Annotated in this window: 8 protein-coding genes and 1 pseudogene; 4 read left to right on the forward strand and 5 right to left on the reverse strand. The window is 68.1% G+C overall.

Annotation, left to right across the window (positions count from 1 at the left end):
* Positions 1-181: pseudogene (locus AC1DU6_RS14975) on the forward strand (type IV pili twitching motility protein PilT); the annotation flags it as partial.
* A 10-nt stretch (positions 182-191) separates the two neighbouring features.
* Positions 192-1,082 carry an NAD(P)-dependent oxidoreductase gene (locus AC1DU6_RS14980; RefSeq protein WP_457390294.1) on the forward strand — a complete coding sequence of 297 codons (891 nt, stop codon included), beginning with the start codon at positions 192-194 and terminating at the stop codon, positions 1,080-1,082.
* 87 nt (positions 1,083-1,169) lie between these two features.
* Here AC1DU6_RS14980 and AC1DU6_RS14985 read toward each other — a convergent pair whose 3' ends face one another.
* From AC1DU6_RS14985 to AC1DU6_RS14995, 3 genes are all read right to left on the reverse strand, one after another.
* Positions 1,170-1,781, reverse strand: a complete 612-nt coding sequence (locus tag AC1DU6_RS14985) for a BON domain-containing protein (RefSeq protein ID WP_477858014.1) — start codon at positions 1,779-1,781, stop codon at positions 1,170-1,172.
* A gap of 19 nt (positions 1,782-1,800) precedes the next feature.
* Positions 1,801-2,379 carry an SIS domain-containing protein gene (locus AC1DU6_RS14990; RefSeq protein WP_056192992.1) on the reverse strand — a complete coding sequence of 193 codons (579 nt, stop codon included), beginning with the start codon at positions 2,377-2,379 and terminating at the stop codon, positions 1,801-1,803.
* A gap of 151 nt (positions 2,380-2,530) precedes the next feature.
* Complete coding sequence (locus AC1DU6_RS14995; protein WP_477858016.1) at positions 2,531-2,923, reverse strand: YraN family protein; 393 nt, start codon at positions 2,921-2,923, stop codon at positions 2,531-2,533.
* Between AC1DU6_RS14995 and rsmI the strand changes: the two genes are divergently transcribed.
* Positions 2,916-3,836: a 16S rRNA (cytidine(1402)-2'-O)-methyltransferase gene (gene rsmI / locus AC1DU6_RS15000; RefSeq protein WP_457323943.1), complete on the forward strand. Its 921-nt coding sequence runs from the start codon at positions 2,916-2,918 to the stop codon at positions 3,834-3,836. The genes AC1DU6_RS14995 and rsmI overlap by 8 nt on opposite strands.
* Here rsmI and AC1DU6_RS15005 read toward each other — a convergent pair.
* The gene (locus tag AC1DU6_RS15005; RefSeq protein ID WP_477858018.1) at positions 3,814-5,001 is read right to left on the reverse strand and encodes a PQQ-dependent sugar dehydrogenase; all 1,188 of its coding nucleotides are present in this window, start codon (positions 4,999-5,001) and stop codon (positions 3,814-3,816) included. The two genes, rsmI and AC1DU6_RS15005, sit on opposite strands and share 23 nt — an antisense overlap.
* 149 nt (positions 5,002-5,150) lie before the next feature.
* On the reverse strand, positions 5,151-5,477 hold the full coding sequence (locus tag AC1DU6_RS15010) for a hypothetical protein (RefSeq protein ID WP_477858019.1): 327 nt from the start codon (positions 5,475-5,477) through the stop codon (positions 5,151-5,153).
* Positions 5,478-5,612: 135 nt separating this feature from the next.
* On the opposite strand from AC1DU6_RS15010, the gene tldD reads away from it, so the two are divergent.
* Positions 5,613-7,076 (forward strand): metalloprotease TldD, encoded by a 1,464-nt coding sequence (tldD, locus tag AC1DU6_RS15015; protein ID WP_477858021.1) that lies wholly within the window; start codon positions 5,613-5,615, stop codon positions 7,074-7,076.
* Positions 7,077-7,260: the final 184 nt, after the last annotated feature.

Here is a 7,260-nt window from a genome sequence, read left to right on the forward strand (position 1 = left end):
GGGTATGCAGACCTTCGACCAGTCCCTCTTCGACCTCTACGAGGCCGGCAAGGTCACCTACGAAGACGCGCTGCGCAATGCCGACTCGGTCAACGACCTGCGCCTGCAGATCAAGCTCAACAGCGAGCGCGCTCGCAGCGGCGACCTGTCCAGCGGCACCGAACACCTGACGATTCTTTGACCCATTGCTCATGACCACCCGCAGCTACGACCCCGTTCCCGCCCGCCGCGTCGCCTTCCTGGGCCTGGGCGTCATGGGCCATCCGATGGCCGGCCATCTGGCGCGCGCTGGCCACCAGGTCACCGTCTACAACCGCACGCAGTCCAAGGCCGAGGCCTGGGTCAAGGAATACGGAGGTGCCTTTGCCGCCACGCCAGCTGAGGCCGCCCGGGGCGCGGAGTTCGTGTTCTGCTGTGTTGGCAACGACGATGACCTGCGCTCGGTGGCGCTCGGCGACGAAGGTGCATTCGCCGGCATGACCTCGGGAGCCGTCTTCGTGGACCACACCACAGCCTCGGCGGCCGTGGCTCGCGAGCTGCACGACGAGGCAGCCAAGCGAGGCGTCGCCTTCGTTGATGCGCCGGTCTCCGGTGGCCAGGCCGGTGCAGTCAACGGTGCCCTGACCGTCATGTGTGGCGGCGATGCGGCCCCTTTTGACATGGTGAAACCCATCGCCCTGGCCTTCGCCAAGGCCGTGACCCTGCTCGGCGGCCCGGGCTCGGGACAGCTTGCCAAGATGGTCAACCAGATCTGCATCGCCGGTGTCGTGCAGGGCCTGTCCGAGGCCGTGCGCTTTGGTCAGAACGCCGGCCTGGACATGACCCAGGTACTCGAAGTCATCGGCAAGGGTGCGGCCCAAAGCTGGCAGATGGACAACCGCGGCAAGACCATGGTCGAAGGCAAGTTCGACTTCGGCTTCGCGGTCGACTGGATGCGCAAGGATTTGGGCCTCGTGCTCGACGAGGCGCGCCGCAATGGCTCACGCCTGCCGGTGACGGCGCTGGTGGACCAGTTCTATGCGGACGTCCAGTCCATGGGCGGGAATCGCTGGGACACGTCCAGCTTGATCAAGCGTCTCTGACCCAACAAAGCCACAGAGTCACAGAGGCACGGAAAAAGCCGCAGCGAATTCCTCTGCGTCTCCGTGCCTCTGTGGCTGTGCTCGGAGCTACTGCTTTTTCGGCGTGAGGCGAGCGAGTTCGTCTTCGCTGATGATCTCGAACGCTCGGATCACTTTCTTGACGCCGCCGACCTGGCGCGCGATCTCGGTGGCGCGATTGGCCTCGCGTTCGGTCACGCGGCCCATCAGGAAGACCTGGCCGCGCTCGACGACAACGTAGAAGGCATTGCTCAGCAGGTCGCGCGCGTCGATGAACGAGGCCTTGACCTTGCCCTGGATGACGAYGTCGTTGGAGCGACCGCTCAGTGCGCTGTGCATCGTGACCGCAGTCTCGTTCAGCACCTTGGTGACGTTCTCGACGCCGGCGACGATGCGCTCCACCTGAGCTTGGTCGGCTTCGTTGCGGGCCTCGCCGGTGATCAGCGCGACGCGGTTGTAGCTGTTGACGTTGATGTGCACCTTGTCGCCCAGCTGCTCGCGGATGCGGGCGCCGGCCTTGATCTCGATGGTCTCGTCCTCGAGCTGGGTGGCCGAGGTGCGGCGGTCGGTGGCGACGCTGACGCCACCCACCATCGCGCCGCCGATCAGCAGTGGCGCGCACCCGGTGGCAAGCGTGCTGGCGAGGATGGCGGCGGTCAGGGTGAGGCTGAGTTTTTTCATCGGGGTTCCGTCAAGGAGGTTATTCGTCGCTGCCGAGCAGTTGCAAGTCGACAGCGTCGACCAGCGCATGCAGCAGCACGCGCTGGGCTTCCACAACGCGTGGCTCGCGGCCGTGGCTGACGCGGATCTGGATATCGGTGTCCTGCAGCAGGCCGCGCCATTCGTCGGCGGCGCCCGGTGGCTGGGCGGTCAACGCGATGATGCTCATCTCCTGCGCATGGGCCACGGCCACGGCTGACTGCCAGGCGTCGCGCTGCTCGCGCAGGGGCTCGATCATGACGAGGACGTCACCCGGGTGGCCATGGGCCTGCAGGAGGCGCGCCAGGTCCACGCCCGCGGCGTCACGGGCCTGGGCGGACAGGCTCCAGGCGGCCAGGCCTGGCCTTTCCTGCTCGAAGCGGCCGGCCAGGCGGGCGGCCAGGTAGTCGGCGTCCATGCTGGCCAGGCCCTGGCCGGCACACAGGATGCGGCTGCCGCCAGTGACGGCGTCCACCACCATCTGCGCGGCCATCGCCAGGGGCCGCGCCAGTTGCTCGGCGGCTTGGTAGAGCAGGTCGGCGCTCTCGAAGAATTGCTGCTGGATTCTTTGTTCAATCATGCGGCGCGAATCATAGTCAGCGCCGCGGGCCGAGCGCCGGGCCGCTCCCAAGCCGGCCCGTTCTGGCGATGTGCTTGCGGTTCAATGCCGCAAGCATCGCCGCCCCCCAGGGGGACCGACCAAGGTATTTCCTTGGGCGAGGGGCTCCATGTTACGCAGCGTCGAAAGCTCCCTGTAACCAGTTGAGTTCGGCACCGTCGATGGCGACGACGTCGAAACGGCAGGGCGGTGGGCTGGCGTGGCGCAGCAGATAGTGCTGGGCCGCGTAGATCAGGCGCTGCTGCTTCCTGGCCGTCACGCTGGCGGCCGCGCCGCCATGCGAATCGCTCGCCCTTGCCCGCACCTCGACSAAGACCAGGGTGCCGTCGCGGTCCTGCAGGATCAGGTCAACTTCGCCGGCACGGCGGTTGGGGCCGCCGCCGACTCGATAATTCCGCTCCACCAGGCGCAGGCCGGCGCGCTGCAGATGCGCGAGCGCCGCGTCCTCGCCCGCCAGGCCGATCTCGGCCCGGTCAGGTTTTGAACGAGAGCCCCACTTGAACATTGATGCCTCTGTGCTTCGTCAGGCCGCACAAGCCGCAGCCGGCGGCCAGCAGTATCCGGCCGCCACGCTCTATCTCGTCGCGACGCCGATCGGCAATCTGGCTGATATCTCCTTGCGTGCCATCCATGCCTTAAGCCTGGCCGATGCCCTGGCCTGCGAGGACACGCGCCAGGGAGCTCAGTTGCTGCGCCATCTGGGCCTGCACAAGCCGCTGATCGCGCTGCACCAGCACAACGAGCGCGAGGCCAGCGCCACTGTCCTCGCACGGCTGGCCGCCGGTGAGCGCGTGGCCTATGCGTCCGACGCCGGCACGCCGGCCATCTCGGACCCCGGCGCCGTGCTCGTGCAGGAGGTGGTCGCAGCCGGCTACCGCGTGCTGCCCCTGCCCGGGCCGAGCAGCGCGGTGACGGCCCTTAGTGTGGCTGGCGACACGGCGGCCCGGTGCTTTGCGTTTGCCGGCTTCCTGCCGACCAAGGCCGGCGAACGCCGCACGGCGCTGCAGGCGGTGCTGGCTGTGGAAGGCCAGAGCCAGGTCGTGTTCGAGGCGCCGCACCGTATCGTCGAGGTGATTGCACTGCTGGCCGAACTGGCGCCGACGCGTCGCGTGACGGTCTGCCGCGAGCTGACCAAGCAGTTCGAGAGCGTCCACACCGCCGAGGCTGCGACGCTGCCGGCCTGGCTCGCGGCCGACGCCCAGCGCCAGCGTGGCGAGTTCGTCCTCGTGCTGCATGCCTTGGCGCCGCAGGCCGCGGCGGACGATGAACTGCCCACTGAGGCCCTGCGCGTGCTGGCCCTGCTCGTCGCCGAATTGCCGCTCAAGCAGGCCGTCGCCCTGGCCGCGCAGATCAGCGGCGCGCCGCGCAACCGCCTCTACGACGCCGGTCTGGCCCTCAAGCGCGGCGGCGACGAGTGAAGAGGCTGCCGGCCGCCAGGCCCAGGGCCAGCAACAGCGCGGGCGCGGGCTCGGGCACCGCGGCAGCGAGCAGATAGACATTGCCGTCAATGCCGACGGCATAGAGGGCGCCATTGCCTCCTTCGCCGAAGCTGGTCAGCGTCGAGCCGCCGAAGGGCGAGGCCAGTGGCGTGGCGGTACCGCCGTTCAGGGTCCAGATGCGGCCGGAGATGTAGTCGCCGAACACGTATTTGCCGTCGAGGCTGGCATCCGCGCCGCCGCGGTAGACATAGCCGCCAATGACGGTGGCATCGCCGTTGGCGCGGCCGTAGTCGTAGATAGGCTCGGTCAGGTTGGGCGGCGTGGGGTCGCTGATCCCGGGCGTAGCGATCGTGCCCTCGCGCACCCGCCAGCCGTAGTTGGCGCCGCGGCCGAGGCCCGAGGCAGCGGAAGCGAAATCCACTTCTTCCCGCGCGCCCTGGCCCACGTCGCCAATCCACAGGTCGCCCGTCTGGCGGTCGAAGCTGTTGCGGTAGGGGTTGCGCAGGCCATAGGCCCAGATCTCGTCATTGCCTGCCACGCCGACAAAGGGGTTGTCCGTTGGCACCGTGTAGCCGCCCGCGGCGCTCGGTGTGATGCGCAGCAGCTTGCCCAGGTTGCTGTTGAGGTTCTGGGCGTTGTTGTCGGGATCGTTGGAGCTGCCGCCGTCGCCGGTGGCGACGTAGAGGTTGCCCGGGTCCGCGGCATTGAAGCCGATCCAGCCGGCCTTGTGGTTGCTGCGCCCGGCCGGCTGGGCCACCGTGATGACCGTCTTGGCGCTGGCCAGGTCCACGGCACCTGCGCCGTTGACGGTGTAGCTCGCGACGACGGTGCTCAGCGTCGTCTTGTCGATGTAGTCGACATAGAAGCGGCCGTTGTTCGTGAAGCCGGGGTCGAAAGCCAGGCCCAGCAGGCCGCGCTCGCCGCCGGTGTCGACCTGCCCCGACAGGTTGAGCCAGGTCGAAACAGTGCCGCCGCTGTCCTGCACCTTGATGCGCCCGGTCTTCTCAACGATGAAGAGCCGCGAATCGCCGCTGGGGGCGGTCAGGAAGACGGGCTGCTCATAGCCCGAGCCGACCAGGGTGGCGGCGAAGGCAGGACCGGCAGCAGCGGCCAGGGCCAGCGTGGCGAGCGGGAAAAGCTTCATGCGGCGCTCCAGATCCGTGAAGGACGGATACGCCGMATGCTGTGCGGGGCCTCGCCTCGCCGGCCATCCCTAGCAGGCCACCGCCAGGGATGGATTTGTTAGCAGGCGTAATGCATGGGTCATCTGGCTCGACACGCGGCCGCGTTGCGTCACTGCTCCCGGGCGTTGTGCTTCTTGCGGTGGATGTCGCGGCTGGCGCCGTCTTGCATGGCGGTCAGGCGGCGGCGCTCATTGGCGGTGACGGTGCCGTCGGCCTTGGCCTTCGCCTCGGCGTGGTCGACGCGAGCCTGTTCCTTCTCCAGGCGCTGGGTCTCGTGGGCCGTCAGGCTGCCGCTGGCGGCGCCTTGCGCGATCCGGGCCTGCTGGTTGGCCTCGCGCTGGTCGATGCGAGGCGTGTTGGTGCCGGGCGTCTGGGCGAAGGCGCTGGCACCGGTGAGGGTCAGCAGGGCGATCAGGGCTTTGTGAAAGGTCTTCATCGGGGACTCCTTGGGGACGTCGGGTTGCAAGGTCTGTCCACAACGACGCCTTTTTCCGCGCGGCTGACACCCTGCCGGTAAAGAAGGATGTCCATGTCTTCCAATGCCTGACGCCCGACTTCCTAGAATCAAGCCATGATCGCCGTCGAACCCACCCTGGCCCGCCTGGCCACCGCCCGCTCGCAACTGCTGGAGCCCTTCGGCCTCACCGAGGCCTCGCTCTCGCAGGCGTTGCGCCTCATCACCGAGCATCGCGTCGACGACGCCGACCTCTACTTCCAGACCACGCGCGCCGAGGGCTGGAGCCTGGAGGAGGGCATCGTCAAGAGCGGGTCCTTCAGCATCGACCAGGGCGTCGGCGTGCGCGCCGTGGCCGGCGAGAAGACGGCATTCGCCTACTCGGACGACATCTCGCTCGATTCGCTGCTGGACGCCGCGCGCACCGTGCGCACCATCGCCGCGGCTGGGCAGAGCAAGAAGGTCAAGGTGCCGGGCCAGAGCCGCGTGGCCGGCAGCCGCGAGCTGTACGGCGTGTCCGACCCCATTGCCAGCCTCGACAGTGCCGCCAAGGTCGCACTGCTGGAGCGCGCCGAGAAGATGGCCCGCGCCAAGGACCCGCGCGTCGCTCAGGTCATGGCCGGCCTGGCCGCTGAGCACGAGGTGGTGCTGATCGCGCGTGCCGACGGCACGCTGGCAGCGGACGTGCGCCCGCTGGTGCGCCTGTCCATCACCGTCATCGCCGAGAGCAATGGCCGCCGCGAGGTCGGCTCGGGCGGCGGCGGTGGGCGCTTCGGCCTGGCCTATTTCACTGACGAGATGATCGCCAGCTATGTCGAGCAGGCGGTGCACGCCGCGCTGACGAATCTGGAAAGCCGCCCGGCGCCGGCCGGCGAGATGGTCGTCGTGGTCGGCCCGGGCTGGCCCGGTGTGCTGCTGCATGAAGCTGTTGGCCACGGCCTGGAGGGCGACTTCAACCGCAAGGGCTCGAGCGCCTTTGCCGGCCGCATCGGCCAGCGCGTGGCTTCCAAGGGCGTGACGGTGCTGGACGACGGCACCATCCCCGACCGCCGCGGCTCGCTCAACGTCGACGACGAGGGCTGTGCCAGCCAGCGCAATGTGCTGATCGAGGACGGCATCCTGAAGGGCTATATCCAGGACGCGATGAATGCGCGGCTGATGAAGGTCGCCCCGACCGGCAACGGCCGCCGYSAGRGCTATGCCCATGTGCCGATGCCGCGCATGACCAACACCTACATGCTGGGCGGCAAGGACGATCCCAAGGAGATCGTCGCGTCGATCAAGAAGGGCCTGTACGCCACCAACTTCGGCGGCGGCCAGGTCGACATCACCAGCGGCAAGTTCGTGTTCTCGGCCAGCGAGGCCTACTGGGTCGAGAACGGCAAGATCCAGTACCCGGTCAAGGGTGCCACCATCATTGGCAACGGCCCGGACGCGCTGACCCGCGTCAGCATGATCGGCAATGACATGGCGCTGGACACCGGTGTGGGCGTCTGCGGCAAGGAAGGGCAGAGCGTGCCGGTGGGGGTCGGGCAGCCGACGTTGCGGATCGAGGGATTGACGGTGGGTGGCACGGCTTGAAAGCCTGGCTTGGCGCTTCACGAACGACTGCGCCGGCCAGCGTGCTAGATTCCGCTCCCATGTCCCGCGCTGCTTACTTTAGCTTTTGGTTTTTTCCCCGCCCCGGCGGTGGAGAGTCCTGAGCGCGCGCGCTGAACCCAGACTCCCTACAAACCGCCGGGCCCGCAAAGCCCGGCGGTTTTTT

This window comes from Roseateles sp. P5_B10, assembly GCF_056400485.1.